This window comes from Sulfitobacter sp. S223, from assembly GCF_025143825.1.
Lineage (GTDB): Bacteria > Pseudomonadota > Alphaproteobacteria > Rhodobacterales > Rhodobacteraceae > Sulfitobacter.
The window spans coordinates 329,680-355,697 of sequence record NZ_CP083560.1; the positions used below are offsets into that span (position 1 = coordinate 329,680).

20 protein-coding genes are annotated in these 26,018 nt (G+C 56.2%); 18 read left to right on the forward strand and 2 right to left on the reverse strand.

Annotated features, from left to right (window positions below; translation table 11 throughout):
* Positions 1-118: 118 nt before the first annotated feature.
* The 13 genes from K3757_RS01625 to K3757_RS01685 all read left to right on the forward strand — a co-directional run bounded on the left by K3757_RS01625 (position 119) and on the right by K3757_RS01685 (position 17,236).
* On the forward strand, positions 119-2,863 hold the full coding sequence (locus K3757_RS01625) for a TRAP transporter permease (RefSeq protein ID WP_259998691.1): 2,745 nt from the start codon (positions 119-121) through the stop codon (positions 2,861-2,863).
* A gap of 138 nt (positions 2,864-3,001) precedes the next feature.
* Complete coding sequence (locus tag K3757_RS01630; protein ID WP_259998693.1) at positions 3,002-4,123, forward strand: carbon-nitrogen hydrolase family protein; 1,122 nt, start codon at positions 3,002-3,004, stop codon at positions 4,121-4,123.
* Positions 4,124-4,206: 83 nt separating this feature from the next.
* Entirely contained in the window at positions 4,207-6,954 is a 2,748-nt protein-coding gene (locus K3757_RS01635; protein WP_259998695.1) for an aminotransferase class I/II-fold pyridoxal phosphate-dependent enzyme, read from the forward strand.
* A gap of 23 nt (positions 6,955-6,977) precedes the next feature.
* Positions 6,978-8,435 (forward strand): biotin carboxylase, encoded by a 1,458-nt coding sequence (locus K3757_RS01640; RefSeq protein WP_259998697.1) that lies wholly within the window; start codon positions 6,978-6,980, stop codon positions 8,433-8,435.
* A gap of 24 nt (positions 8,436-8,459) precedes the next feature.
* Positions 8,460-9,431, forward strand: coding sequence for a C45 family autoproteolytic acyltransferase/hydolase (locus tag K3757_RS01645; RefSeq protein ID WP_259998699.1), 972 nt, complete (start codon positions 8,460-8,462; stop codon positions 9,429-9,431).
* The gene (locus tag K3757_RS01650; protein ID WP_259998701.1) at positions 9,431-10,534 is read left to right on the forward strand and encodes a CaiB/BaiF CoA-transferase family protein; all 1,104 of its coding nucleotides are present in this window, start codon (positions 9,431-9,433) and stop codon (positions 10,532-10,534) included. Before K3757_RS01645 ends, K3757_RS01650 begins: the two co-directional genes overlap by 1 nt.
* A gap of 71 nt (positions 10,535-10,605) precedes the next feature.
* Positions 10,606-11,250: a paraquat-inducible protein A gene (locus tag K3757_RS01655; RefSeq protein WP_260001161.1), complete on the forward strand. Its 645-nt coding sequence runs from the start codon at positions 10,606-10,608 to the stop codon at positions 11,248-11,250.
* Entirely contained in the window at positions 11,217-11,867 is a 651-nt protein-coding gene (locus K3757_RS01660; protein WP_259998702.1) for a paraquat-inducible protein A, read from the forward strand. The genes K3757_RS01655 and K3757_RS01660 overlap by 34 nt, the downstream gene beginning before the upstream one ends.
* Entirely contained in the window at positions 11,860-13,944 is a 2,085-nt protein-coding gene (locus K3757_RS01665; RefSeq protein WP_259998704.1) for an MlaD family protein, read from the forward strand. The genes K3757_RS01660 and K3757_RS01665 overlap by 8 nt, the downstream gene beginning before the upstream one ends.
* A 1-nt stretch (position 13,945) precedes the next feature.
* Positions 13,946-14,503: a membrane integrity-associated transporter subunit PqiC gene (locus K3757_RS01670; protein ID WP_259998706.1), complete on the forward strand. Its 558-nt coding sequence runs from the start codon at positions 13,946-13,948 to the stop codon at positions 14,501-14,503.
* 46 nt (positions 14,504-14,549) lie between these two features.
* Positions 14,550-15,038 carry an SsrA-binding protein SmpB gene (gene smpB, locus K3757_RS01675; protein WP_259998708.1) on the forward strand — a complete coding sequence of 163 codons (489 nt, stop codon included), beginning with the start codon at positions 14,550-14,552 and terminating at the stop codon, positions 15,036-15,038.
* Positions 15,039-15,197: 159 nt separating this feature from the next.
* The gene (gene sseA, locus K3757_RS01680) at positions 15,198-16,052 is read left to right on the forward strand and encodes a 3-mercaptopyruvate sulfurtransferase (RefSeq protein WP_259998710.1); all 855 of its coding nucleotides are present in this window, start codon (positions 15,198-15,200) and stop codon (positions 16,050-16,052) included.
* A complete protein-coding gene (locus K3757_RS01685; RefSeq protein WP_259998712.1) occupies positions 16,052-17,236 on the forward strand; it encodes an amino acid aminotransferase in 1,185 nt (394 codons plus the stop codon). Before sseA ends, K3757_RS01685 begins: the two co-directional genes overlap by 1 nt.
* 113 nt (positions 17,237-17,349) lie before the next feature.
* On the opposite strand, the gene amt is transcribed toward K3757_RS01685, so the two are convergent.
* Together amt and K3757_RS01695 are read right to left on the reverse strand one after the other, a co-directional pair.
* Positions 17,350-18,678, reverse strand: a complete 1,329-nt coding sequence (amt, locus tag K3757_RS01690) for an ammonium transporter (RefSeq protein ID WP_259998713.1) — start codon at positions 18,676-18,678, stop codon at positions 17,350-17,352.
* Between the two features lie 16 nt (positions 18,679-18,694).
* Positions 18,695-19,033: a P-II family nitrogen regulator gene (locus K3757_RS01695; protein ID WP_259998715.1), complete on the reverse strand. Its 339-nt coding sequence runs from the start codon at positions 19,031-19,033 to the stop codon at positions 18,695-18,697.
* 256 nt (positions 19,034-19,289) lie between these two features.
* Between K3757_RS01695 and K3757_RS01700 the strand changes: the two genes are divergently transcribed.
* The 5 genes from K3757_RS01700 (at position 19,290) to K3757_RS01720 (ending at position 25,975) form a co-directional block, all read left to right on the forward strand.
* Positions 19,290-21,515: a transglycosylase domain-containing protein gene (locus K3757_RS01700; RefSeq protein ID WP_259998717.1), complete on the forward strand. Its 2,226-nt coding sequence runs from the start codon at positions 19,290-19,292 to the stop codon at positions 21,513-21,515.
* A 125-nt stretch (positions 21,516-21,640) separates the two neighbouring features.
* Positions 21,641-23,377: a type I secretion system permease/ATPase gene (locus tag K3757_RS01705; RefSeq protein WP_259998719.1), complete on the forward strand. Its 1,737-nt coding sequence runs from the start codon at positions 21,641-21,643 to the stop codon at positions 23,375-23,377.
* Positions 23,374-24,678, forward strand: a complete 1,305-nt coding sequence (locus K3757_RS01710; protein WP_259998721.1) for an HlyD family type I secretion periplasmic adaptor subunit — start codon at positions 23,374-23,376, stop codon at positions 24,676-24,678. Before K3757_RS01705 ends, K3757_RS01710 begins: the two co-directional genes overlap by 4 nt.
* 71 nt (positions 24,679-24,749) lie before the next feature.
* Positions 24,750-25,208: a RidA family protein gene (locus K3757_RS01715; protein ID WP_259998723.1), complete on the forward strand. Its 459-nt coding sequence runs from the start codon at positions 24,750-24,752 to the stop codon at positions 25,206-25,208.
* Positions 25,205-25,975 carry a glycerophosphodiester phosphodiesterase family protein gene (locus K3757_RS01720; protein WP_259998725.1) on the forward strand — a complete coding sequence of 257 codons (771 nt, stop codon included), beginning with the start codon at positions 25,205-25,207 and terminating at the stop codon, positions 25,973-25,975. Before K3757_RS01715 ends, K3757_RS01720 begins: the two co-directional genes overlap by 4 nt.
* The last annotated feature ends 43 nt before the right edge of the window (positions 25,976-26,018 follow it).

The following is a 26,018-nucleotide window of genomic DNA, read 5'->3' on the forward strand; positions in this document are numbered from 1 at the left end:
GCGACTGATGTCAAGCGGAGCGGCAGATGGATTTGTCTGCCGCTCTGACGGCTTCGCGTAAAAACGCGAAGACCAGCACGCGCCTTGAAAGGTGCGGCATTCAACAGGGGACATTGCCATGACGGACCAACAACAAGCAGCGGCTGTAGAAGCAGAAGCAGCAGGGCGCGGCGGACTGGACCAGACCGAGCTTGACGAACTGGTCGCTTCCTCTGACACGGGCGGTCGATCTGTCGGAGGACCTGTCGGTGTCCTGCTGATGCTGACTGCGCTGGCGTGGTCCTTGTTCCAGCTATATATCGCATCCCCCTTCGGTCTGTTTAACGACACGTTGGCGCGTTCTATCCATCTTGGATTTGCCGTCTTTCTTGGCATTCTTGCCTTCCCTGCCGCACGCACGAAATTCCAGATCATTCTGGGCATCGTGGTGCCTCTGGCCCTTGCGGCCCTGTTTATGATCGCTGCCAAAGACGGTGTTGCCGTCTGGTGGATTCCGATCCCCGCCATCGCTGTTGCCGCTACTGTTGTCCTTGGGTCGCCCAAGTCACGCATTCCCGTCTGGGAATGGGCGCTCGCCATTGCCGGCGCACTTGCGGCGCTTTATTTGTTCTTCTTCTACCGTGACATTGCAGACCGCGTCGGTGCGCCAATCATGCAGGACTATGTGGTCGCTGTGATCGGCATCATGATCCTTCTGGAAGCGACGCGTCGCGCGCTGGGACCCGCGCTGATGATCGTGGCATCCGTCTTTTTGATGTACACTGTGCTGGGGCCGAATATGCCCAGCATCATCGCCCATAAAGGCAACAGTCTGTCAGAAATTGTGAACCACCAGTGGATCACCACCGAGGGTGTCTTTGGTATCGCGCTTGGTGTTTCGACATCATTCGTGTTCCTGTTTGTGCTCTTCGGCTCGTTGTTGGACCGTGCAGGCGCGGGCAACTATTTCATTCAGGTGGCGTTTAGCTTGATGGGGCATATGAAGGGTGGACCGGCCAAGGCGGCTGTTGTTTCCTCTGCCATGACGGGTCTGATCTCTGGTTCCTCCATTGCGAACGTGGTGACAACGGGGACGTTCACCATTCCGCTGATGAAAAAGGTGGGCTTTAGTTCTGAAAAGGCCGGCGCGGTCGAGGTGGCCTCATCGGTCAATGGTCAGATCATGCCACCGGTTATGGGTGCGGCAGCGTTCTTGATGGTCGAATATGTGGGAATTCCCTATTTCGATGTGGTCAAGCACGCGTTCCTGCCTGCCGTCATCTCTTATATCGCATTAGTCTATATCGTGCACCTTGAGGCGCTGAAGGCCGGCATGGAAGGCCTGCCGCGCGCGACTGTGCCCAAGCCCTGGGTCGCATGGCTGATGTCAATCGCCTTTACCATTGCTGTGATCTGCGCGCTGAGCTTTGGCGTCTACTACCTGATGGGCTGGATCCGTCCTGTGTTCCCCGAAACAGCGGGATACATCATTTTCGTCTTCCTGACGGCGGTATATGCGGGACTTCTCTATGTTGCGTCGAAGGAAAAGCCGCTTGAGCTGGATGATCCGAATGCACCGGTCACAACATTGCCGCTGCCCGGTCCGACGATCCGCTCCGGTTTGCATTTCATCCTACCGGTCGTGGTGCTGGTCTGGGCGTTGATGGTTGACCGTCTGTCGCCGGGCCTGTCTGCCTTCTGGGCGACATCCTACATGGTGTTTATTCTGGTAACACAGCGCCCGCTCATGGCGATTTTCCGTGGTCAAAGCCAGCTTGGCAACGACATCAAAGACGGGCTGCTGGACTTGATTGACGGATTGGTCACTGGCGCACGCAACATGATCGGGATCGGTATCGCAACCGCGACTGCCGGTATTATCGTTGGCGCAGTAAGCCAGACTGGCGTTGGAGCGGCCCTTGCAGATGTGGTCGAGGTTCTTTCTGGCGGCAATATCCTTGCCATCCTTGCGCTGACTGCTGTGCTGTCGCTGATCCTCGGAATGGGGCTGCCAACAACGGCCAACTATATTGTTGTGTCGGCGCTGCTTGCGCCTGTGATTGTCACACTCGGCCAACAAAACGGCCTGATTGTGCCGCTGATTGCCGTGCACTTGTTTGTTTTCTATTTTGGTATCATGGCAGATGTTACGCCACCGGTGGGGCTTGCGTCTTTTGCGGCGGCTGCTGTGTCGGGCGGTGATCCGATCAAGACGGGCGTGGTTGCGTTCTTCTATTCGCTGCGCACGGCGGCATTGCCGTTCCTGTTCATCTTCAACACCGAACTATTGTTGATCAACGTTACCTGGGCGCAGGGGATATTCGTCTTTATCGTGGCCACAGTGGCTATGCTGCTTTTTGCAGCAGCGACCCAAGGCTGGTTTCTTGCCAAGAATCGCTTTTATGAGACGATTGCCCTGTTGTTGATTGCCTTCACTCTGTTCCGTCCGGGGTTCTGGATGGATATGGTTGCACCTCCTTACTCCGAAGTCGCCTCAAGCGAGATCGCGCAGGCCGCTGAGGGAACACCGGCAGGTGAGACATTGCGTCTGCGGGTGTCTGGAGTGAATGATCTGGGTGATCCACTGGAATTCGTGGCGCTGCTGCCCATGGGTGAGGGTGCGACCGGCGCAGAACGGCTTGATAATGCAGGACTAGTTTTCCGGCAGGATGGTGACAAGCTGATCATTGATGATGTGGCCTACAACTCTGCAGCACAGAGCGCGGGGCTTGATTGGGATCAGGAAGTGCTTCGTGTGCTCAAACCGGAACCGCAGCCAAGCAAATATCTGATGTTCCTTCCGGCGCTTTTGTTGCTTGGCGTGGTGGTGATGTTACAGCGGGGCCGGAATTCGCGCACTCCGCGCAAGACGGCGGCGGCATAAAATCACCTACTTGAAGATGACATATGCTAAGATTTGCTCCGTTACGGAATATGCCAGTTTGAATGGTTCCACTCCCTATACAAAGGGCGTATGGACCAATTCAAACGGCCAGAGCCGTTGTTTCCGGAGTGAACAGATATGACACCTTTCGCAATTGCAGGCGTACAAATGTACGTCAACGCGCTGCAGCCCAACGTCGATGGCATGATCCAGCGGCTTGATATCCTGATGGCCCGTTTCCCGTGGACCCAGATGGTCCTCTTCTCGGAGCTTGCGCCATTTGGCCCACTGGACCAATACGCCTTGCCCCCCCAAAACGATGCGCTGGAGAAATTTCAGGCCGCAGCGCTCAAGCACCACGTGTGGCTGATCCCGGGTTCGATGTTCATCACTGATCCTGAAGACGGTCGCATCTATAATACCTCTGTGGTGATCAACCCGCAGGGTGAGATCATCCGCCGCTATGCTAAGATGTTCCCGTTCCGGCCATACGAATCCGGTATTGCTGCGGGCACCGATTTCTGCGTGTTCGACGTACCAGAAGTCGGTCGGTTCGGCCTGTCGATCTGTTATGACATGTGGTTCCCTGAAACCACGCGCCAGTTGACCAGCCAAGGTGTCGAAGTACTGCTGCACCCCGTTCTCACAGGGACAACGGACCGCGACGCCGAGCTTGCGATTGCACGGGCCACGGCGGCGCAGTTCCAGTGCTACGTCATTGACGTCAACGGTCTTGGCGCGGGCGGGGTCGGTAAATCCTGCGTCGTCGATCCGACCTCGATGGTGCTTCACCAGTCTGCCGGTCAGGAAGACATGTTCCCGATCGAAGTTGACCTCGATATGGTGCGCCGTCAGCGCGAAACCGGCATGAAAGGTTTGGGCCAGGTCCTGAAATCTTTCCGTGACCGGTCAGTGGACTTTTCGGTCTATGATCGTGCCAGCGGCACTGACGAGTTTCTCAAGACGTTGGGGCCACTTGCAATCCCGCAAAAGGGAACAACAGCCGGTCTTGACACGATGGCACCGGCAATGCGGGTGCCGTACGCGCCTTCAACAAGCGGGCAAGACAGCCTGCCAGGCTTTGCTTATAAAGTGCCGCCTGCCTTCCCTGACGAACCTTTGCCAAACCCCTCCGCAGGCACCGCTGTGCCTGAGGGGGAAACAACACCTACCGGCGCCCCTGTGGCGGCGATGCCAAATCCTCCCGTTAAACCCGGTATTCTGACCGGGTCTTCGGGAAATGACACAACCAGCGGCTAGGGCTGTATGCAGGCGGGACAGGCGCGAAACCTGTCCCACCCTCATCGCACACCCGGCCGCGCTTACTAAGCGGAGAACGACCGATGCATGCGATGAGAGATTATTCGTCAGCGATACAGCTGCGATCCGACCGATGGAGTGCCCTGCGCGAAGCGACAAGCGCACTGACGCGCAGTCCTAGTGCAGGCGAAGCTTCACAGCTGCGCGGCGCAATTGAAAACCTCTTTGACTCGTTAGGAATGATGGAGGCCTATTGGGCCTTTCCGGGCAAACACGCCTTTTCGTTGATCCGGCGTCATTTCGAACAGGGAAAGCTTGATGATGTCAGTTTTGCCGTCAATCGGATCACGCGGGCGCTAACCACAGGCGCATACCGCCGCCGCCACATCCCGCTTGAGCGCGATAGTGTCGATCAGGATGAACAAGACGACGAAGCGCATCAGAGCCTTGAAATGCGGGCGCTATCTAAACCCTATTTCGAAGTGCTGATCGTTGATAATGTGAACGAGCATCAGGAACGTTGGCTGAAATCCAATGTGATCAGCATGCGCCGCCCCGAAGATCCCTTTATCTACGAAGCCGTTGTTGTTCCGTCGATTGAAGATGCGCTGATTGCCGTGCTGTTTAATCACAACATTCAGGCCATCGTCGTGCGTCCCGGATTGGTGCTGCAATCGGACAAGGTAGAGGAAATTCTGACCCGCTATCTGGCCCGTGCAGGTGGCCGCGACGAGATCGACGCGATACCGCCGGAAAACTACGGCCCAGAGTTGTGCCGTATGATTGCAAAGGTCCGTCCCGAACTGGACGCCTATCTGGTAACGGAGCGGTCGGTCGAAGATATCGCGGGCCTTGATCTGGGGATTTGCCGACGGGTCTTCTACAACTCCGAAGACTTTATGGAGCTGCACCTGAATATCTTGCGCGGTGTGCAGGCGCGGAATAAATCGCCTTTCTTCACGGCGCTGGTCGAATATTCGAAACAGCCAACAGGCGTGTTCCATGCCATGCCCATCAGTCGCGGGAAATCTATCACCCGCTCACACTGGATTCAGGATATGGGGGCGTTCTACGGCCCTAACATCTTCCTTGCTGAAACTTCGGCTACGTCCGGCGGGCTGGATAGTCTGCTTGAGCCGCAAGGCCCGATCAAAGAGGCGCAAGAGCTTGCCTCCCGTGCGTTTGGATCGAAACAGACGTTCTTTGCGACCAACGGTACTTCGACCTGTAACAAGATCGTTGTGCAGGCGCTGTTGCAGCCGGGCGATATTGTGTTGGTGGACCGTGATTGCCACAAATCCCATCATTACGGCATGGTGCTGGCCGGGGCACAGGTAAGCTACCTTGATAGCTATCCGCTCAGCAAATACTCGATGTACGGCGCGGTGCCTTTGTCAGAGATCAAGGAACGCCTGCTGGAGATGAAGGCGCAGGGTAAGCTGGACCGCGTGCGGATGCTGCTGCTGACGAACTGTACCTTCGACGGTCTGGTGTACAATGTAGAACGCGTGATGCAGGAATGTTTGGCGATCAAACCAGACCTTATATTCCTGTGGGACGAGGCATGGTTCGCTTTTGCCCGTTTCAATCCCACGTACCGCCAACGAACTGCGATGAACGCCGCGAACGTCCTGCGTGCCAAATTCAAAAGCGAGGCGCACCGCGAAGCCTATGAGGCGCAGCAGGAAGAGCTGAAAGATGCGGATCACGAAACCCTGCTGAGAACACGCCTTATCCCGTCGCCAACTGCGCGGGTGCGGGCCTATTCAACGCAATCTACGCATAAGACGCTGACATCTTTGCGTCAGGGGTCGATGATCCATGTCAATGATCAGGATTTCAAAGGCGAGGTAGAGCAGAGCTTCCACGAAGCTTACATGACCCACACCTCTACCTCACCGAACTACCAGATCATTGCATCGCTGGATGTGGGCCGACGTCAGGTTGAATTGGAAGGGTTTGAGTTTGTTCAGCGTCAGATCGAAGCGGCCATGTCCATGCGGCGCGCGATTTCTGACCACCCATTGTTGAAGAAGTATTTCAAGGTACTCACTGCGGGAGACATGATTCCCGAAGAGCATCGCGAAAGCGGCGTGACCAGCTACTATGATGCGGAACAGGGCTGGACGGATCTGTGGGATTGCTGGGAACGAGACGAATTCGTTCTGGATGCAAGCCGCGTAACGCTGCTGGTTGGCGGTACCGGTTGGGATGGTGATACCTTTAAGAACAAGGTGTTGATGGATAAATACGGCATCCAGATCAACAAGACATCACGCAACACGGTTCTGTTCATGACCAACATCGGGACGACACGGTCCAGCGTTGCTTACCTGATCGAGGTGTTGGTTGAGATCGCCAAGTCGCTGGACGAATTGAACGACGACGCCTCCGGCATGGAAAAGCTGGCCTTTGATAAACGGGTCAATAACCTGTTGGAAAATTGCCCGCCGCTGCCTGACTTCAGCCGCTTTCACAAGGCGTTTCTGGAAAGCGGTAACAGCCGCGAAGGCGATATTCGCAAGGCCTTTTTCCTCGCGTATAATGACAAGAACTGCGACTATCTGGAGCTTGACGGATCACTGAAAGAGGCGATGACGCGGGGCGAAACGATCGTTTCGGCCAGTTTCATCATTCCTTACCCGCCGGGTTTCCCGATTTTGGTGCCGGGTCAGGTGATCAGTCAGGAAATCCTATCGTTCATGCGCGCACTCGACGTCAGCGAAATCCACGGCTACCGGCCTGATCTGGGCCTGCGTGTATTTACACAAGAAGCGCTTGAAGGTGCGACCGCATCGCCCGCAAAATCATCCAAGAAAGCCTCGGCTTAATTACCAAGACAAGGAGCATACCAATGGCTACCGTTCTGAGAAACATTTCTGAAATCCGCCGGTTCTTTCACCGCAACGAAGATCCGGTCTATTTCATCTCGGCGACCAACTTTAACCTGTTGGGTCTTGATGAATGGGTGAAGAATTTCAAATACATCTGCTACATCGACTGTTACGGGGGCAAGCACCCGAACGTGTTCTGCCCGTCCGAACAGCCCCATGCAGAGTTCCAGTCCATCGAGGACATCAACAACTATCTGCTCCAGCATAAGGAAGTCATCGACTTCATCAAAAAGCGGGGCGGCAAACCCAAGTTCGTCTTCTTGATGTTCGACGAAGAAACCGAACGCCTGTCCAAAGAATTGGGCGCGGATGTATGGTTCCCCAAGGCCAAGCTGCGTCAGTCCATGGACAACAAGATCGAGACAGTGCGCATCGGCAACAAAGCGGGCGTGCCTTCTGTGCCGAATACGCTGGCCGAAGTTACATCGTACGAAAACCTGCGCGAGACCTGTGAGAAAGCAGGCATCGGGCATGATCTGGTTCTGCAATCGGCTTTTGGCGACAGTGGTCACACCACCTTCTTCATTAAAAACGAAGCAGATTTTCGCCGTCACCAGTCCGAGATCATCGGCGAGGGTGAGATCAAGATCATGAAGCGGATTAACTGCCGCGGCGCTGCGATCGAAGCCTGTGCCACCAAAGAAGGGACCATTGTTGGCCCTCTGATGACGGAGCTTGTCGGTTTTAACGAACTGACACCTTATCGTGGCGGCTGGTGCGGGAACGAGATTCTCTCGACGGCCTTCCCGCCAAAAGTGCGCCAGCAAGCACGTGATCTGACGTTCAAGTTTGGTGAGCAATTGCGCAAGGAAGGCTATCGCGGATATTTCGAACTGGACTTCCTGATCGACAAGAAGACCGGCGATCTTTGGCTGGGCGAACTGAACCCACGGATTACAGGTGCCTCCTCAATGACCAACCACGCGGCCTTTGCCCACGCGGATGCGCCGTTGTTCCTGTTCCACCTGCTGGAATTCTCGAAGAAGAAGTTCAACCTTAACGTGGACGAACTGAACGCGCGCTGGGCGGATCCGGAGAACATCGACAGCTGGTCGCAAATGGTGATCAAGCACACGAAGGACAGCGTTGATATCTGCACCGAGTCACCCGAGACAGGCATCTACAAGATGCGTGAAGACGGCTCTGTTGTGTGGGATCGTTTCGACTATCACCGCCGTGCAGTCGAGAGCGAGAACGAAGCCTTCTTCCTGCGCATCCTGCAGCCGGGTGATTACCGCTATGAAGGTGCCGATATCGGTATCCTTGTGACGCGTGGTCGTTCAATGACGAAGAGCTTCCAGTTGAACGAACGGGCGAAAAAGTGGATTCACGGGATCAAGAGCGCGGTAGACGGCAAGCCGCTGCCGGTTGCCTCGGCTGATCCGCAGTTGTCTGATCCGGCGTTCAAGATCCTGTAAGACAAATCCGTTAGAAAGGCCGCTATGTACTGGCGTGCGATCTCTGAGGATTTGCCCGGCCCGAAATGGGCCGGGCTTTTCCGCGAATATTGGTCCGATTATCGGGCGTGGTGGCTCAAAGAAGGTGAGACTGCCCGCCCGACCTATGCCGCAAGCCTGCGCGCGCTGCGGACCCATATGCCTGAGATGGTGCCGCTGTACGAGGAACTGTGCGAACTGGCCGGCGGTGGCGATCATGCCGCGCGTTTCCTGAGCTTTTACACACCGCCCCCCTATCTGGCGAGCTGCTCTCAGGCAATCTGGGCAGGCAAACAGCCGGTGTTGGTGCGGAATTATGATTATAACCCAAAGGCCTTTGACAGCCTCGTGTTGCGGACGCGGTGGATGGGGCGCGCTGTAATGGGCACGTCTGACGGGCTTTGGGGGCTTGTGGACGGGGTGAATGACAAGGGATTGTCGATCTCGCTTACTTTCGGCGGTAGGCGCGTTGTGGGTGAGGGGTTCGGCGTGCCGTTGATCCTGCGATATGTTCTTCAAACCTGCGAAACCGCCCAAGAGGCAGGCGAGGTGTTGGCGCGTGTGCCTACGCATATGAGCTACAACGTCACTGTACTGGACCGCAAACGTGACTATCTGACTGTTATGATGGCGCCGGACCGACCGGCGATCATTACCCATGCCGCAGTGGCGACAAACCATCAGGAAAACGTGGAATGGATCAGTCATGCGCGTTTCACCGCCACGGTTGAACGTGAGCGTTTTCTGCTGCAACGGTTGCGCCTGCATCAGGACCCTGAAGAAAAATTCATCAACGCATTCATGCGCCCACCGCTATATTCGACAGCGTTCAGTCACGGGTTCGGGACGTTGTACACGGCCGTTTACCGCCCCCGCAAAAAAGAGATGGAGCTGCGTTGGCCCGGTGTGGTCTGGCCCCTATCGCTTAAGGATTTCGAAGAAGGTGCGCGGGACGTGGCGCTGCCGGGGGTTCTGTGATGGCAGGGCCGCTTGCATCCTTGAAAGTTGTTGAATTCTCGGGTCTTGGACCGGCCCCGTTGGCCGGACAATTGCTTGCTGATTTGGGCGCCGAGGTGATCACAGTGGACCGCAAGGCCGCTGTAGCAGATCCGACTGACATAAATCGGCGCGGCAAGAAATCTGTCGTGCTCGACCTCAAAACAGAAGCCGGATTGGCGGCCGCGCGGCGTCTGATTGCTGCCAGTGATGTGCTGATTGAAGGGTTCCGACCCGGTGTGATGGAACGTCTGGGAATGGGCCCCGAGACCTGCCCGGAGCGATTGATTTATGCGCGGATGACAGGTTGGGGCCAGAACGGCCCGCTGGCTCAAACCGCGGGGCATGACATCAACTATCTTGCGCTTACCGGTGCGTTGCATGCGATGGGCGATGCAGACCGCGCGCCTGTGCCACCTTTAAATCTGGTGGCGGATTACGGCGGGGGTACGATGTTTCTGCTGCTGGGAATTCTGAGCGCTGTGATCGAGCGGAGCGTTTCGGGAAAAGGGCAGGTCGTTGATGCTGCCATGGTTGATGGTGTCCCGGCGATGATGGGATTGATCCATGCGATGCTTGCGCAAGGCGCGTGGAGCGAAACACGTGGTACGAATTGGCTTGATGGCGGCGCCCCGTTTTATCGGTGTTATACTTGTGCGTGTGGCGGCTATATTTCTGTAGGCGCGCTAGAGCCGCAGTTCCACGCGTTGTTACTGGAAAAGGCAAATCTACCGGCCGAACATTCAAAAACGCAGAATGACGCAGCACACTGGCCTGAGCGGCGCGCGCTTTATGAACGGGCGTTTGCGCAGCGCAGCCGGGATGAATGGGCCGACATATTTGCAGGCAGCGATGCTTGCGTGGCACCTGTTCTGACTTTCTCTGAGGCGCAGTTCCATCCGCACATGAAGGCACGCGAAACCTTTATTGCACCGAACGGTGTGCTTCAGGCCGCGCCTGCGCCACGGTTCAGCCGCAGTAAGGCAGGTGAGCCCGCGCAGCCCGGAGCTATTGGCGGTGAAACCGACACGGTGCTAGAGGGGCTTGGTTACAGCGTCGCAGAAAGACGCAGCATCACGGGCTGAGTTTCTTTTGCAAACCTGCCATTATAGAAAATGACAGTGTTCCCTGTCGGAAATAACGCTATATGTCTTCCATGTCCGAAGCTGTCGATCTTTCCCATTCACCGCTGGAAGAGCTTATTGTCTGCCCAGTGTGCGATGCGACCTACCAGTTAGAACGCCCCAAGAATGGTGAGCGGGCTGTTTGCACGCGTTGCCACAAGGTATTGATCGCGCCGCGGCGCAAGGCGGGGATGCAGATCATCGCGGTTGCTGTGGCGGTTGTGGTGTTGATCACGGCGGCAAGTGTATTCCCGTTTTTGCAAATCTCTGCGGCGGGGCGCAGCAATTCTGTGTCCATCATTGATGCAGCACTGTCTTTTACAGAAGGGCCGCTGTTGGTGCTGGCGCTGATGACCGCTGGATTTATCCTTTTTGTACCGCTTTTGCGGATGTTGCTGACGGTATATGTTTTGGTACCCGTTGTGCTTGATCGCCCGCCCGCACGCCATGCAATCCCTGCCTTCCGTCTGTCCGAAGCACTGCGCCCATGGTCGATGGCCGAGATTTTTGCGCTGGGATGTGCGGTTGCGTTGGTGAAAGTCGCGGATTTGGCGACGGTCAGTTTTGGTCCGGCATTCTGGATGTTCGGTGTATTGGTGGTTCTGGTTATCGTTCAGGACAGTTTTATGTGTAAGTGGTCTGTATGGAACTCTCTGGAACATCCCAAAAGACAGTGACCGCCCGTGAGGCCGGTCTTGTCGCGTGCACCCGTTGCGGGCGTGCCTGGCCGCTGGGAACAGCGGATTGCGGTCGCTGTGGTGCAAAGCTTGTTTCGCGTGATGCGCATAGCCTGCAAAGGGTTTGGGCGCTGTGGATTGTTGGGATGATGTGTTATTTCCCTGCCAACATGTACCCTATGCTGCTTAGCCGTCAGCTGTTTTCGGTAGACGAAAGCACCATCATCGGGGGCGCTGTTGATCTGGCGCATCACGGTGCCTACGGGATTGCGGCCATTATTCTGATTGCCTCTGTGGTAATCCCGCTTGGGAAATTCTGGGCGATCGCGTTTCTGGCTGTCAGCGTCAGGCAGCATCGTGGATTTGCTTCGCATCGTCGCTTGCTGATGTATGAGGTTGTCGAGTATATCGGGCGCTGGTCGATGATTGATATCTTTGTCGTTGCCATTCTGTCGGCGCTGGTGCAACTCAAGGGCCTTGCTACGATCACACCGGGTCCTGCGGCGTTTTTCTTTGCTTTATCGGTGATTTTTACCATGTTGTCTGCTCAGGCATTCGACCCGCGCATGATTTGGGATGCGCAACCCAATGACAACGAGGCTTCAGACAATGGCTAACACTCCTCCTCCCGTCGAGATTTCGACAGTACGCAAAAGCGTGCTTTCCGGAGCTTCCTTCATTTGGATTATCCCGCTTCTGGCGCTTGTGGTCGCCTTTGGCGTTGCATGGCAATCCTACGCCGCGCGCGGACCGGTTATCATCGTGAAGTTTACCGACGGCGCGGGCATTTCCGCGGGTGAAACAAAGCTCAAGTACCGCGACATTGAAGTAGGCGATGTCGAAGAGGTGGGCTTTGGTGAAGGGTTGGACAAGGTCGAAGTGCACATTCGCCTCCACAAGGATGTCGCGGAATATGTCGATGCAAGTTCGGTCTTCTGGATCGTGCAGCCAGAGGTCACTGCGCAAGGTGTCACTGGCCTTAGCACAGTTCTAAGTGGCGTCTATATCGAAGGTTCATGGGATAGTGAGATTGGTCTGCCTTCCAGTACTTTCAAAGGGTCGGATGTGGCACCTTTGATCCAGCCGGGTGAAAGTGGCCTGCAGATCGCTTTCCGGTCCACGGCGAACGGAACGCTGACAGACAATGCACCAATCCTATTTCGCGGTATTCAGGTGGGGCAGGTCGGACGTGCCCAGATTTCGCGTAGTGGTGCCTATGCGATTACCGAAGGTTTGATCTATGAAGAGCACCGCAATCTGATCAGCTCTTCAACGCGCTTCTGGGATACTTCGGGTTTTAGTTTCTCTGTTGGTCCTGCTGGTGCCGAGATCGACTTTTCGTCGCTGGCAACGCTGGTGGGCGGTGGGATAACCTTTGATACCTTCGTTTCAGGCGGTGAGCCTGCCCGCGACGGTGAGGTGTTTCAGGTTTTTGAGAGCAAGGAAGTTGCGCGCAACAGTCTTTTCACCAGTTCGGAAGTAGACCCGCTGCGCATGAGCGTGATCTTCGAAGAGAATATTTCCGGCCTAGCCGTCGGAGCGCCAGTGGAGCTGAGCGGATTCCGGATCGGTTCGGTTGAGAGTTTGTCCGGCATCGTGGACTTCAACCAGTTCGGCGATAGCCGCGTGCGGTTGAATGTGGTCTTGTCGATCCAGCCTGCGCGTCTTGGTCTTCCGGGCGAAGTTTCGGCGGCGGCTGCCTTGGGCCTTTTGCAGGATCGGGTTGCGAATGGTCTGCGCGCCCGACTGGCTTCTGCCAGCCTGCTGACAGGTGGCCTGAAAGTTGAAATGATAGAGGTAGAGGATGCGCCGCCTGCGAGGTTGATTTCGGAGGGGCTTGATCTGCCCGTCATGCCGACCACAAAGAGCGAGACTTCGGATGCCGCTGCAACAGTGGAAGGCGTGTTCACGCGGATCAACAACCTGCCTATCGAAGAACTGCTGAACAGCGCAATAAACGTGATGAATTCGGCGGAGCTGCTGATGTCTAACGGTGACCTGCAAAAGGTGCCGGGCGATGTCAGCACATTGTTGAGTGATATTTCAGGGATTGTGACGTCCGATGATGTGAAGAACATTCCTGTTGCGCTGAATGCGACGCTAACGCGGGTTGAGGGGCTGGTGGCCGAGCTGGAACAGCAACGTATCGCCGAATCCCTTGGTAAAACGCTTACTGCGGCTGCGGATGCAGCAGATGCGGTGACGTCATCGGTCGAAGGTGTGCCGGAGCTGGTGACCGATATTCAAGCTGTCGCGTCTAAGGCCGCATCGCTGGAATTTGATGTTCTCATTCAAGAGCTGACCTCGCTTACGACTTCGGCTGAGGCATTGGTCAGCAGCCCCGAGACGGCGCAGCTTCCTGTGGCGTTGTCTGGCGCATTGGATCAGTTGAATGCCACTTTGCGCGAACTGCGCGAAGGCGGGGCGGTCGAGAATGTGAACCAAACGCTGGCTTCGGCGCGTAATGCTGCAGATAGCATTGCTGTTTCCTCCAAAGATCTGCCGCAGGTGATCGACCGTCTCAATGCGCTTTTTGTGCAAGCGGGTCGCACCATCGAAGGCTACAATCGCGGGGATGAGCTGAGCCGTTCTGTCGAGACAACGCTGCGTGATATCCAACAAGCCGCCAGCGCGCTAGAAAAACTTGCGCGTACCATTGAACGAAATCCAAATTCTCTGCTGCTGGGAAGATAATATGACACTGATCAAACCAATCGCCGCCGCTGCCGCGCTGGCCATCTTGGCCGCTTGTGGCGCGCCGAATCGTATCGCCGTGCAACCACCTGCTATCTCCGAGACTGTGGGGATTGGCTATCGTTCGGTTGAGGTGAAGGACGTGTCGCTGCCCAGTTATGCCTCGGCAGATGAAATCGCTCAACAAGCGCCGGATGGCACGTTGATTACGTCGAAGGTTCTTTGGGCGGATTCGCCGGATCGTGCCATTGGGCTTGAGCTGAGCCGGAATCTTGCACGGCTGACGCGTGCGCGCATTGCGTCGGAGCCGTGGCCGTTCGAGGAAGCGGCTGCAGCCACGTTGGACGTAAGGTTTACCGATCTGGTGGCAGGTACCGACGGGGTATTCCGGGCTACCGGTCAGTATTTCGTCGGCGTCTACCAGGGCCGTGAGCGTTCGGGCGTTTTTGATCTTGCCGTCGCCTATGACCCCAAGGGCGGACCTACTGCTATCGCGCAAGCGCGGGGCCAGATCATACTGGATCTTGCAAAATATCTGGCGCGTGAAGGCCTGCGTTGAGCTGATACCCTTGCGTGAAGGGCGTTAGCGCCCTACATCGCTACCCATGGCTCAGGTAAAATCATCATCAAAGTCGGACCCGAACTATAAGGTCATCGCAGAAAACCGCCGTGCGCGGTTTGATTACGCGATCGAGGATGATGTTGAATGCGGCATCATGCTTGAGGGATCAGAAGTGAAGTCCCTGCGGATGGGCGGCTCCAATATCGCGGAAAGCTATGCTGCGGTTGAGGATGGCGAGCTTTGGTTGGTGAACAGCTATATCGCGCCCTACAAGCAGGCAAAAACCTTTGGCCACGAAGAACGCCGCCGCCGCAAACTGCTGGTTAGCCGTAAGCAATTGGCCGAGATGTGGAATGCGACCCAGCGCAAGGGTATGACCCTTGTCCCGATGGTGATGTATTTCAACCATCGCGGCATGGCGAAGATCAAGATCGGCATCGCCAAGGGTAAAAAACTGCACGATAAGCGCGAAGATGCCGCCAAACGGGATTGGTCGCGGCAGAAGTCGCGTCTGCTGAAAGATCACGGGTAGCGACTGTAGAAAAAAAAACGGGGTCCAGCCCCCGCCTTCGCTTTGGCGAAGACTCCCCCGGGATATTTTCGGCCAAAAGAAATGCGCATCATGGTGCATAGTCTTGCCCCGATTTTGCTGTCGGAGTAGTCAGGGGTGTGCAACCAAGGGGAAGCCACCATGACAGATGATCCAAAAACACTTGTGTCTACCGAATGGTTGGCAAAGCATCTCAAAGATCCCGATCTGCGGGTTATTGATGCGTCCTGGTATTTGCCAACAGAAGAACGCGATCCTAAGGCGGAATATGACGCTGCACATATACCGGGTGCGCGGTTTTTTGATATTGAAGAAATCTCTGACGCGCGGTCGAGTTTGCCGCATATGGCACCTCCGGTAGAGAAGTTCATGTCGCGGATGCGGGCCATGGGTGTGGGCGACGGGCACCAGATCGTCGTTTATGACGGTGCGGGTATTATGTCGGCACCCCGTGTGTGGTGGCTTTTTAAACTTATGGGGCAGGAAAATGTTGCCGTCTTGGATGGCGGTTTTCCAAAATGGCTGGCAGAAGAACGCCCGACCGAAGACATGCCGCCAATTCCACGCGATAGACACATGACCGTCCGTTTTCAGAACCATCTGGTGCGCGACGTCACGCAAGTGGCTCATGCGTCAAAATTAGGCAGCCCCCAAATTGTGGATGCCCGCGCCGCCGCCCGTTTTCGCGGCGAAGCGCCAGAGCCGCGTGAAGGGCTGCGCGCTGGTCACATCCCGAAATCGCGCAACGTGCCATTCGGAACCCTACTCAATGCCGACCAGACGATGAAATCCGTTGATGAGAGCCGCGCCGTTTTCGAGGCCGCAGGGGTGGATATGGGTAAGCCTGTTATCACTTCGTGTGGGTCCGGCGTAACGGCGGCGGTTTTGGCGTTGGCCTTGGAACGACTTGGGCACCATGACTGGGCTCTTTATGATGGATCATGGGCTGAGTGGGGGATGTTCCCGACTGTGCCAATCGCAACCGGAGATGCGTAATGTTTGAGACACTGAAGCAGCAGCCTGCTGATAAAATTCTGGCCTTGATGCAAATGTATAAGGAAGATCCGCGGGACACCAAGATCGACTTGGGTGTTGGCGTGTACAAAGACGCGACTGGCCTCACGCCGGTTATGCGTGCGATCAAGGCTGCAGAGCACCAGCTGTGGGAAACGCAAGATAGCAAGGTTTACACGGGCCTTGCGGGCGATCCTGCATTTGGAGACGCGATGATTGATCTGGTACTGGGCGATGTTGTGCCACGTGCGAATATTGCAGCAGCTGCCACACCCGGTGGCACAGGTGCCTGTCGTCAGGCGTTTGAGTTGATCCAGATGGCGAACCCCGATGCGCGGGTGTTTGTTTCGAACCCGACATGGCCCAATCACATCTCTATGCTCGGGTATCTCGGCGTTGAGGTCGTGCATTATCGGTACTTTGACGAAGAGACGCGCGGCGTTGATTTCGACGGCCTGATTGCGGATCTAAAAACAGCCAAGAAGGGTGATGTGGTTTTGCTGCACGGCTGCTGTCACAATCCTACGGGCGCTAACCTGAATAGTTCCGAATGGGACGAGGTGATCAAAGTGCTGCTGGAAACCGGCGCCACACCGATGATCGACATCGCCTATCAAGGCTTTGGGGACGGCTTGGATGAGGATGCAGCAGCGACGCGCAAAGTGGTCGCTTCGGTCCCCGAGTGTATCATCGCGGCGAGCTGTTCAAAGAACTTCGGCATCTACCGTGAGCGTACGGGGCTGCTGATGGTGGTAAGCGCAGACAGCAGTGCGCAGGCGCTTAATCAGGGGACGCTTGCGTTTCTGAACCGTCAGAACTTTAGTTTTCCGCCGGACCATGGTGCGCGTCTTGTGACGATGATCCTGAATGATCCAGCCTTGCGGGCGGATTGGCAGGCTGAGCTGGAGGAAGTGCGCCAATCCATGCTGGGACTGCGCCAACAGTTGGCGGCCGAATTGCAGCGGCTTTCCGGATCTGACCGGTTCGGGTTTCTTGCGCAGCATCGTGGCATGTTCTCGCGTCTGGGGACGTCGCCCGAGATGGTAGAGGCATTGCGTGTCGAGCATGGCATTTACATGGTGGGCGACAGCCGCATGAATATTGCCGGGCTTAATGCCCAGACTGTTCCAATTCTTGCAAAAGCTATAGTTGATACCGGGGTCTAAACCCGCCCTATCACCTGATATAAAAAGCCCCGCATCATCTGATGCGGGGCTTTTTCGTTGGCGTCGTTATGCGCGGCCCGCCGAGTAAGAGATCGGGGGCCGCGTTGTTCTTGTTACCCGCGTGTGAACTCGGGGTAGGCTTCCATGCCCAGCTCGGATGTGTCGAGACCCATGATCTCGGCTTCTTCGCTGACGCGGATGCCGACCGTTGCCTTCAGGATGAACCAGACTGCACCGGACACCACGAAGGTAAAGATACCTACGACCAAGATGGAGTAGAGCTGTGTGCCGAGGCTTGCGTCGCCGTTGGTCAGAACAACCGCGATGGTGCCCCAGATGCCACAGAAAAGGTGCACAGGGATCGCACCGACAACATCGTCGATTTTCAGCTTGTCGAGGAATGGAACCGCGAAGACTACGATCACGCCGCCGATACCCCCGATCAGTGTCGCCATGCCAAGTGTTGGCGTCAGCGGCTCTGCGGTGATGGACACGAGGCCCGCAAGTGCGCCGTTCAGGATCATTGTCAGGTCAGGCTTTTTGTACAGAACCTGTGTCAGGATAAGGGCTACAACCGCACCACCAGCAGCAGCTGCGTTTGTGTTCGCAAAGATGCGGGATACGTCCGCAATATCGCCTACAGAACCCATCGCCAGCTGTGAGCCGCCGTTAAAGCCGAACCAACCGAGCCACAGGATGAACATACCAAGTGTCGCCAGTGCGAGGTTGGAACCGGGCATTGGGTTTACACGTCCGTCTTTGTACTTGCCGATACGCGGTCCGAGGATCAGCGCGCCTGCCAGAGCAGCCCAGCCGCCTACAGAGTGCACAACAGTGGAGCCCGCGAAGTCAAGGAAGCCCATCTCGTCAAGGAAGCCACCGCCCCATTTCCAGGAAGCCTGCAACGGATAGATGATGCCGGTCAGGATGATCACGAAGATCAGGAAAGGCCACAGTTTAATACGTTCGGCCAAGGCTCCGGATACGATGGAGGCTGTTGCCGCACAGAACATCAGCTGGAAGAAAAAGTCGGAACCGGTGGAGGCGTATTCGCCATCGTCCGCACCGGCCAGATCAACGCCAACTGCTTCCAGAACACCAACGCCGAATACGCCCGACAGAACGCCTTCGACGGACCATGTGCCCAACGGATACATCAGGTTGTAGCCAAACGCCCAGTAAGCAATGGTGGCCAGAGAAAAGAGAGCGACGTTTTTTGTCATCTGCATGGTGACGTTCTTGGAACGCACCAGACCGCCTTCGAGCATGGCAAAGCCTGCCGCCATGAAAAACACCAGAAAACCACCGATCAGGAACAGCAGTGTGTTCATGATCCAGACCATCTCGGCGGTAACTGCCGCCGTTTCGGCATCCTGAGCCAGCGCGAATGTCGGCAGCAAGGCTGCGGCGCCGGCGACTGGAATGAAAGATTTAATATTCATCGTATCGTCCTTTAGGTTACAGAGCGTCTTCGCCGGTTTCGCCAGTGCGCACGCGCACGGCCTGCTCGACATCGAGCACAAAGATCTTGCCGTCGCCGATCTTGCCGGTCTGGGCTGTCTTGCTGATGACTTCGACCATCTGGTCTGCTACGCTGTCTGCGACGACAAGCTCCAGCTTTACCTTTGGAACGAAGTTCACGACGTACTCTGCGCCGCGATAAATTTCTGTATGGCCCGACTGCGCGCCGAACCCTTTGATTTCTGTGACCATCAGCCCGCGTACACCCGCATCGGTCAGCGCTTCGCGGACTTCTTCGAGTTTGAACGGTTTGATCGTGGCAATGATGAGTTTCACCTAATTGTCCCCTCTTGGTTCGCAGGCCATCCTGCTAAATGCAGATGCAGAAAACCGGATTGGGTGGGCGAAAGGGAAGCTGATCTAGGTATCTGGCGGTCCATCTTTCGGTATACATGACTAAAAATTAGGCGGAAATTGAATTGTGCTTAAAAGGTGTGCAGTAATATGAGGCGTTGGAGTGGATCAAATGCTAAACAATCGGGTCAGAGCGGTCTAAGATGCCGCAAAACAGTAGGCGAGCAGGCCAAAATTCATGAGTGATTCACCAAAGCGCAGAAACCCGCTGGTTGCTGACAAGCGATACAGCCGTAAACCGGCCATGGCGTCGTCGAAGTCGGCTGCAAAGCCGAAAGCGAAGGCAAAGAGATCCCGTAAGGCCCCCCGTCAACGTCGTGGTGGTATTCTGGGACTGCTGAGTGCGTTGGTGCGTTGGTTCTTCCGGCTGATCTGGGTGATCTTCTCGCGCATCGTGCTTGTGGGCTTTGCGGTGTTGGCGCTTATTGTCGGCTATTTTTATACAACCCTGCCGCCGGTTGACGATCTTTTGGATGGCCGTGCCAAAGGCTCTGTCACGATGTTGGACAACAACAACGAAGTTTACGCGTGGCGTGGTGACCAGTTTGGTGGCGCGGTGACAGCTGAAAACGTTTCACGCCATCTGAAGAATGCGGTCATCGCGACCGAGGATAAGAGATTCTACAAACATTTCGGGCTCAGTCCGCGCGGTATCGCATCTGCGGTGCGCATCAACCTGAGCGAAGGCCGCGGCCCTCTGTCAGGCCATGGTGGTTCAACAATTACGCAGCAGACGGCTAAGCTGTTGTGTCTGGGGGAACCGTTTGACCCGACGGCTGGCCAGACCGAGGCCGAGTATGAATCCGAGTGTCGCCGCGGATCGCTGAAGCGGAAGGCAAAGGAGGCGGTCTATGCCATGGCAATGGAGGCCAAGTACTCCAAAAACGAGATTCTATCGATCTATCTGAACCGCGCATATATGGGCGGTGGTGCATATGGTGCCGAGGCTGCCTCCCAGCGGTTCTTCGGCAAATCGGCGGCCACCCTGAACCCTGCTGAGGCCGCAACGATTGCTGGTCTGTTGACCGCGCCAAGCACGCTCTCGCCAACGTCAAACCTTGAGCGTTCGCGCAATCGTGCGGCGACTGTGCTGCGTTTGATGAATGAACAGGGCTATCTTTCGGATGAAGAAGAAGCTGTGGCGCAAGCCAGCCCGGCGGAATTGTCCGATGCGGCAGAGGCGCGCGCCGGCGGATATTTTGCAGATTGGGTTATGTCGACCGGTCCTGAATTCTTTACGCGGAACACAACCGAAGACGTGATTATCCGGACCACGTTGGACCAGAACATGCAGCGCGCTGCAGTGGCGGGGCTGAACTGGGTATTTGAGAATAAGGTGCGTCCAGGTTCCAAAGCGCAGGCCGCGATTGTTGTGATGAGCGCGGACGGAGCGGTGCGTGCAATGGTGGGGGGGCGTAAAACAAAAGTGTCAGGTGCGTTCAACCGGGCCACGCAGGCGTTGCGCCAGACCGGCTCTGCCTTCAAGCCATTCGTTTATGCAGCGGCTCTTGATCTTGGTTATTCGCCGAATGATCTGGTCGATGACAGCCCTTATTGTGTTTACACTCCCGGCTCGGGCGAGTGGTGCCCGAAGAACTATACCAACCGCTTTGTCGGACAGACAACGATGACAAACGCGCTGGCGCAGTCTTTGAATATTCCGGCGGTTAAAATTTCTGAGTCGGTCGGACGGGAGACCGTAAGTGCGGTCGCATCACAATTCGGGATCAAAAACGATCTGGCGGCAGGCCCTGCAATGGCGCTTGGGGCATCGGAAAGTACGCTGATCGAAATGACGGGCGCCTTTGCGGGCATCCTGAACGGCGGTTCGTCTGTGACACCCTACGGATTGATTGACCTGAAACTGCGTGGCGATACCGAACCTTTGATGGGCACGGGCGGCGGCATCGGGGAGCGTGTCATTCAGGAGAGTGCCGCAGGCCAGTTGATCTATATGATGGAAAAAGTGGTTGCCGAAGGTACCGGACAGCGTGCGCAATTTGGTGGTCGTCAGCTTGCAGGAAAAACAGGCACCACATCAGCGGCGAAAGATGCTTGGTTCATCGGCTTCTCTGCTGACTACGTTGCCGGCGTCTGGATGGGGTACGATGACAACACGCCCCTGAAAGGGGTGACAGGCGGAGGATTGCCGGCGGAAATCTGGCGTGAAGTTATGATGCGCGTTCATGAGGGCGTCCCGATGAAGCCACTGCCAATGATTGCGCCAGCGCCTGCGCAGGTGATTTTCGAAGGGGATGTCAACGAGGTAGCCCCGATCGCGAATTCCGGTCAAAGTCAGCCGCGGCAACCGCGCGCGTCAAATATTATCGATCAGGTTTTGCAGGACATCTTCGGTGGCGGCGATGGCAGCCGGTCATCTGGTTCCCAAGGGGGGGACAGATAAGCGGGGTGGGATTGTCTTTACTATTGAACTACAGAGTTTTCATTTGCAGATATGTTAAAGATTTATAGCCCGACGGTTACGGGAGCGATTTGATTAGCCGTTGAGCGGCACTTAGAAAGGTATCGATGCAGACGGATGTACTAAAACGTGGTCGCGAAGAGCTTCGGCAAGTTCGAAAACGCAGCCGCTCGCTTTATTGGACCGTTGGTCTATTTTCGGCCTTCGCGAACCTGCTGATGCTGACGGGCCCGATCTATATGTTGCAGGTCTATGATCGGGTCTTGGGGTCGGGAAGTCAGGAGACACTGGTGGCACTGTCGCTGCTGGTTCTGTTCCTTTACGGCGTCATGGGTATTCTCGATTATACGCGTGGCCGGATCATGGCGCGCGTCGGTGCGCGGTTTCAGGATGATTTGGACCGACGGGTGTTTGATGCGGTTGTGCGCAAGTCGGCAGTGGCGCCGGACAGCAAAACAAATGGCAGCCTCGGTGATTTGGAATCCGTACAGCGTTTGATTACATCACCAGTTTTGATGGCCGCTTTTGACTTGCCGTGGACGCCGATCTTCTTTGCTGGAATTTTCGTATTTCACCCCTATCTAGGGTATCTTGCGCTTGCTGGCGCGGCTGTTCTAATCGCGATCACGATCGCGAACCAGTTATTGTCGCGCGGTGCGCAGTCCCGTGCTGCGATCGCAGGCCAGCAGGCGGGTGCCATGGCCGACCAAATCCGAACAGAGGCGGAGATGGTGCAGGCGATGGGAATGCGCAACGCTGCCTTTACCCGTTGGCAAAAGGCGCGTTGCGAAGCGCTCTCCGGACAGGTTGTGGCAACAGACGTCGGCGGCACATTCACGTCGATGACCAAGACGATCCGTCTTTTCCTTCAGTCTGCTATGCTGGGCATGGGGGCCTATCTGGTGTTGCGCAACGAGATGACACCGGGGGCTATGATTGCCGGGTCAATCCTGTTGGGACGTGCGTTGGCTCCTGTAGAAATGGCATTGAACCAATGGCCTTTGGTCCAGCGCGGTGTGACCGGCTGGAATAATCTGGCTGAACTATTGGGTGTTGTTGCGCCTGAGCCTCCACGCACGGCGCTACCCAAGCCGCGTGCGCAACTGATTGCAAAGAATCTGACCGTGGTGCCGCCGGGCGAAAAGCAGGCATCGCTCAAATCGGTCTCGTTTAGTGTGCAGCCGGGGCAAGCCGTTGGTGTGATTGGTCCGTCGGGTGCCGGAAAATCCACGCTGGCGCGCACGTTGACTGGCGTTTGGCGCCCGGCGGGTGGGTCTGTTCGATTGGACGGGGCGTCGCTTGAACACTATGGCAGCGAGACTTTGGGCCATCATATCGGCTATCTGCCGCAGCGCGTTTCGCTGTTTGACGGTACCATCGCGCAGAATATTGCGCGTTTGGCCGATGCACCGGATGATGCGAAGGTTGTTGCTGCCGCGAAGATGGCCGCAGCTCATGAGATGATCCTTGAGCTACCCGACGGCTATGACACCATAATCCGGTCCGGTCAGGTGCGCCTGTCAGGCGGTCAGATGCAAAGGATCGGCCTTGCACGCGCCCTTTACGATGATCCGGTCATACTGGTCCTTGATGAGCCGAATTCGAACTTGGACAACACGGGTTCACAGGCGCTCAATCAGGCGATCCGCAAGATGAAGGAAGCGGGGCGCTCTGTGCTGATCATGGCCCACCGTCCAGCGGCCATTCAGGAATGTGACACGCTGTTGGTTCTGGATGGCGGCATGCGCATGGCCTTCGGACCAAAGGATGAGGTTCTTAGAGGCATGGTGAAGAACCATCAGGAAATCCAGAAAGCACCTAAAGACGAAGGCGGCGTGACATGAGCACTACAAAGAAATGGAGCGCCACCCGCCCCGTTCTGATCGGTTTTATCGGGCTTGCCGTGCTTGTTGGCGGTTTTGGTTTTTGGTCTGTAACGTCCAACATCGCGGGCGCCATTGTGGCCTCTGGCCGCATCGAAGTTGATCGCAACCGTCAGGTTGTCCAGCATGATACGGGCGGCACCATCGCAGAGATTTTGGTGGATGAAGGTGATCTGGTTAAAGCCGGAGATCTATTGTTGCAGCTTGATCCTGAACAGGCGCAATCAGAGCTGACCCTGATCGAAGGGCAACTGTTCGAACTTATGGCGCGGCGTGGCCGTCTTGAGGCGCAGCGCGACGAGGCAGATAAAATCAAGTTCCCAGAGGCTCTGGTGCAGGCGGGGGCAACGAATTCGGATGCGCAGGAATTGATGGACGGCCAACGCAACCTTTTTGAGGCGCGCCGCGACAGTGTCGCGCGCGAGATTGATCAATTGGGCAAACAGCGCAATCAGATCGAAGATCAGATCAAGGGTATTCGCGCGCAGGAAACGTCGCTGGCCGCACAGCTTGATCTTATTGAACCTCAGTTGGTGAACCAGCAAAAGCTGTTGAATGATGGATTGGCGCAAGCGGCATCTGTCCTTCGGTTGCAGCAGGAAAAAGCCAGTTTGACTGGCGAAATCGGGCGGCTGATTGCCTCGCGGGCTCAGGCCGAAGGCCGGATCACAGAGATCGAGATCGTCGGGCTGAAACTGGGCACTTCGGGACGCGAAGAAGCTATCACCCAGTTGCGAGAAATCCGTTACCGCGAGCTGTCTTTGATTGAGCAGCGCCGCGCACTGCTGGCACAAATCGACAGGTTGGATATTCGTGCGCCGGTTTCGGGTATTGTCTACTCTATGCAGGTTACCACACCGCGATCGGTGATCCGTTCGGCTGAACCATTGATGTATCTGGTCCCGCAGGACCGTCCGCTGGTAATTGCCGCACAGGTGATGCCAACCAACGTGGACGAAATCTCGGTCGGGCAAGAAGTGAACTTGCGGCTGTCTTCGCTTGATCAACGCACCACGCCGGAACTGAAAGGCCGTGTTTTGCTGATCTCGGCGGATGCGCTGACAGATGAGGTAACAGGCGGCAACTATTTCCGAGCTGAGATCACACTGTCGCCCGGTGAAATCGACAGGCTTCCCGAAGGAACGATCCTGCTGCCTGGTATGCCAGTGGATGCGTTTATCAAGACAGGTGACCGTTCACCCCTGACCTACCTGCTAAAGCCGGTAACTGATTATTTCGTCAAGTCATGGCGTGAAAGCTGATGCAGGGTCTTTCGCCAAGCGGTCAAGGGCGCTAGCGTCTGCGCAAATCAACCGTTCAAAGGAACACCATCATGAGCATTGAACAACGTCTGACAGATTTGGGTATCACCCTGCCGGATGCATCGGCACCTGCGGCTAACTATGTACCTTTCGTACAGGTGGGTAACACACTGTATGTTTCAGGTCAGATTTCGCGCAGCGACGATGGCCTGATTGCTGGTGTTCTGGGCGACAATATGAGCGTAGAAGATGGCGCTGCTGCGGCTAAGACCTGCGCACTACAGTTGCTCGCACAGGTGAAAGCAGCCTGCGGTGGTGATCTCGGTCGTCTCAAACGGGTGGTCAAGCTGACCGGCTTTGTAAACTCGACCAAAGAATTCACTGACCAGCCTAAAGTCGTGAACGGCTGCTCCGACTTCCTCGTCGAGGCTCTGGGCGATATGGGCCGTCACGCACGGTCTGCTGTTTCTGCGGGCGCGCTGCCGTTGGGCGTTGCTGTCGAAATCGAAGGCATCTTCGAAATATCATGACGAAAACAGCACTGCCCCGCAGCTTTTCCAAGGTACCGCTGGCGCACCGTGCTTTGCATGATGTTTCAGACGGTAGGCCTGAAAATTCCCGTGCGGCGATCCGCGCAGCGATTGACGGCGGTTACGGCATAGAGATTGACGTGCAACTTAGCGGCGATGGCGCCGCGATGGTGTTCCATGATTATCATCTTGAGCGATTGACTGAAAAGCAGGGGGCAGTGCAACTTTTCACATCCGCCGAACTGAAGGCAACTGGCCTGATTGGTGGTACTGAAGGCATCCCCGATCTGCCAGAGGTTCTGGCCTTGGTGGCAGGGCAGGTGCCATTGCTGATCGAACTAAAGGATCAGGATGGCGCGATGGGAGCTTCGGTGGGGCCGTTGGAACGCGCGACTGCCGATGCGTTGGTCGGCTATGGCGGGGATGTTGCCGTCATGTCATTCAATCCACACTCCGTTGCTGCGATGCAGATGCTGGCCCCTGACGTACCACGGGGGTTGACCACCTCCGCCTTTCGGCCAGAGGACTGGCCATTGTCCGACGCCGTCTGTGCGGAATTGCGTGCGATCCCCGACTATGACCGTGTAGGTGCTTCTTTCATCAGTCATGAGGTGGCCGATCTGGACCGCCCACGCGTAACAGACTTGAAGGCCGCCGGTGCCGTGATCTGCTGCTGGACGGTCCGAAGTGCCGAACAAGAGGCGCAAGCACGTCAAGTCGCCGATAACATTACGTTTGAAAAGTATCGCGCCGCATTGGGCGCTTGAACATCCTGATGTGCATGCCACCTTTAGAGGGCAGAGCAGCAAC

What these genes read in the sequence shown, in the direction of transcription:
- K3757_RS01625 (WP_259998691.1), top strand. Translation starts at nt 119, where the DNA reads ATGACGGACCAACAACAAGCAGCGGCTGTAGAAGCAGAAGCAGCAGGG.
- K3757_RS01705 (WP_259998719.1), top strand. Translation starts at nt 21,641, where the DNA reads ATGCAGACGGATGTACTAAAACGTGGTCGCGAAGAGCTTCGGCAAGTT.
- K3757_RS01710 (WP_259998721.1), top strand. Translation starts at nt 23,374, where the DNA reads ATGAGCACTACAAAGAAATGGAGCGCCACCCGCCCCGTTCTGATCGGT.
- K3757_RS01670 (WP_259998706.1), top strand. Translation starts at nt 13,946, where the DNA reads ATGACACTGATCAAACCAATCGCCGCCGCTGCCGCGCTGGCCATCTTG.
- K3757_RS01685 (WP_259998712.1), top strand. Translation starts at nt 16,052, where the DNA reads ATGTTTGAGACACTGAAGCAGCAGCCTGCTGATAAAATTCTGGCCTTG.
- amt (WP_259998713.1), bottom strand. Translation starts at nt 18,678, where the DNA reads ATGAATATTAAATCTTTCATTCCAGTCGCCGGCGCCGCAGCCTTGCTG.
- K3757_RS01630 (WP_259998693.1), top strand. Translation starts at nt 3,002, where the DNA reads ATGACACCTTTCGCAATTGCAGGCGTACAAATGTACGTCAACGCGCTG.
- K3757_RS01720 (WP_259998725.1), top strand. Translation starts at nt 25,205, where the DNA reads ATGACGAAAACAGCACTGCCCCGCAGCTTTTCCAAGGTACCGCTGGCG.
- sseA (WP_259998710.1), top strand. Translation starts at nt 15,198, where the DNA reads ATGACAGATGATCCAAAAACACTTGTGTCTACCGAATGGTTGGCAAAG.
- K3757_RS01650 (WP_259998701.1), top strand. Translation starts at nt 9,431, where the DNA reads ATGGCAGGGCCGCTTGCATCCTTGAAAGTTGTTGAATTCTCGGGTCTT.
- K3757_RS01640 (WP_259998697.1), top strand. Translation starts at nt 6,978, where the DNA reads ATGGCTACCGTTCTGAGAAACATTTCTGAAATCCGCCGGTTCTTTCAC.
- K3757_RS01660 (WP_259998702.1), top strand. Translation starts at nt 11,217, where the DNA reads ATGGAACTCTCTGGAACATCCCAAAAGACAGTGACCGCCCGTGAGGCC.
- K3757_RS01655 (WP_260001161.1), top strand. Translation starts at nt 10,606, where the DNA reads ATGTCCGAAGCTGTCGATCTTTCCCATTCACCGCTGGAAGAGCTTATT.
- K3757_RS01715 (WP_259998723.1), top strand. Translation starts at nt 24,750, where the DNA reads ATGAGCATTGAACAACGTCTGACAGATTTGGGTATCACCCTGCCGGAT.
- K3757_RS01645 (WP_259998699.1), top strand. Translation starts at nt 8,460, where the DNA reads ATGTACTGGCGTGCGATCTCTGAGGATTTGCCCGGCCCGAAATGGGCC.
- K3757_RS01635 (WP_259998695.1), top strand. Translation starts at nt 4,207, where the DNA reads ATGCATGCGATGAGAGATTATTCGTCAGCGATACAGCTGCGATCCGAC.
- K3757_RS01700 (WP_259998717.1), top strand. Translation starts at nt 19,290, where the DNA reads ATGAGTGATTCACCAAAGCGCAGAAACCCGCTGGTTGCTGACAAGCGA.
- K3757_RS01665 (WP_259998704.1), top strand. Translation starts at nt 11,860, where the DNA reads ATGGCTAACACTCCTCCTCCCGTCGAGATTTCGACAGTACGCAAAAGC.
- smpB (WP_259998708.1), top strand. Translation starts at nt 14,550, where the DNA reads ATGGCTCAGGTAAAATCATCATCAAAGTCGGACCCGAACTATAAGGTC.